Genomic DNA, 276 nt, shown 5'->3' with positions numbered 1-276 from the left:
GTTTCAACTTGGTTTGTGCCATCACTGATGATCACCGTCACGGTTTGACCGTCTTCTACATCGCTCACCGTGCCGCGCACGACCATGGCTGCACTTTCGCCGTTGCCATTTATAACGCCGTCGACTGTTTTATCAATGCTGGTTGTAATTGCTGCGGTGTTATCAAGTTCTACGATATCTTGCGCACTTACAGGGTTACCCGCTAAATCTGACACGCTTGCTGTAGCGGTGAGCGTGCCGTCATTTAATGCGCTTGCATCAATCGGATCGGTAACA

The 276-nt window shown here is 50.0% G+C and carries 1 protein-coding gene; it reads right to left on the bottom strand.

Annotated elements, in window-relative coordinates:
- Positions 1-276: hypothetical protein (locus AN393_RS20325; RefSeq protein ID WP_161804179.1), on the bottom strand; the 276-nt coding region annotated here is incomplete at both ends.

Source organism: Pseudoalteromonas sp. P1-25, from assembly GCF_001401805.1.
Taxonomy (GTDB): domain Bacteria; phylum Pseudomonadota; class Gammaproteobacteria; order Enterobacterales; family Alteromonadaceae; genus Pseudoalteromonas.
Note: the sequence above shows the minus strand (reverse complement) of the source record. Positions and strands in the feature narration are given on the sequence as shown.